Here is a 1081-nt window from a genome sequence, read left to right as displayed (position 1 = left end):
CCGGACCTACTCGACGAAGCTGCCGACGGTGTCGACACCCGTTTCGAGGGTGCCAAACAGATCTTCCGCAGTCTGAAGCGGTCGTTCGTCACGCAGCCAGATCATATCCAGGTCTTTCCGGGTCACGGTTCGGGCAGTGCCTGCGGAAAAGCTCTCGGCGCGTTGCCGTCGACCAGCGTCGGCTACGAACGTCGTTTCGCTTGGTGGGCCGGGTATGTCGAGCGCGACGACGAGCAGGGCTTCGTCGATGAGATGCTCGACGGCCAACCGGATGCACACGCCTACTTCGGCCGGATGAAGCGTCAGAACAAGCAGGGCCCGGTCGTTCTCGGGCCACTCTCTCCACTGCACGAGTACGACTCCACCGAATTGGCACGCGCCCTCGACTCCGACGAGGTCGTCCTCCTCGACACCCGCGGCCAATATGAGGTGCACGCCGGCGCTGTCCCCGGAGCGCTCAACATCCCCGGTATCGGCAAGGCAGCCTCGTTCGGTGCCTGGGTCTACGACCCCGAACGAGAGGACACTCCACTGGTGGTGCTTGCCGAGGACCGCGCCGTCGCCGACGAGCTACGTGATCACCTGCTGCGGGTCGGCATCGATACGGTGACCGGGTACGTCACAAGTCTACGAGGATTTCCCATGACGACACCCGAGACGATCGGTGCGGACGAGCTGGATTCGTTCGACTCGGCAATGGTGCTGGACGTGCGCAACAAAACCGAACACGCCGACGGCCACATACCTGGCTCCGAACAGCTCAGCGGTGGGCGATTGCTGTGGAACCTCGACGGACTGCCCACGGGCGGTCCGATCGTGACCTACTGCCAGAGCGGCGTCCGTAACGCGGTCGCAGCCAGCGCCCTGCGTCGCGCCGGCTACCGAGTTGTCGAACTCGAGGGCAGCTACGCCGCCTGGTCCGCACGCAACCTCGAAACAGTCTGATCGAACACGCCCGAATCGGAGGCGGTCGTGCAGTCCGCCCCCGGTTTGGTCCTGTGCTCGCCCTGTCGGCTCGCTGCGCCACCGACGGTGAGCAGACCCCAGACCGAGCAGGACCCCGGGCGACACTCCTGATCCG

1 protein-coding gene is annotated in these 1081 nt (G+C 65.1%); it reads left to right on the top strand.

Annotated features, from left to right (window positions below; all coding sequences use genetic code 11):
- On the top strand, window positions 1-945 hold a 945-nt coding region (locus tag MTX34_RS25500; protein ID WP_032399667.1), incomplete at its 5' end, for a rhodanese-like domain-containing protein.
- Window positions 946-1081 lie beyond the last annotated feature (136 nt).

Source organism: Rhodococcus sp. ARC_M5, assembly GCF_022810405.1.
In the GTDB taxonomy this organism is placed as follows: domain Bacteria; phylum Actinomycetota; class Actinomycetes; order Mycobacteriales; family Mycobacteriaceae; genus Rhodococcoides; species Rhodococcoides navarretei.
Note: the sequence above shows the minus strand (reverse complement) of the source record. Positions and strands in the feature narration are given on the sequence as shown.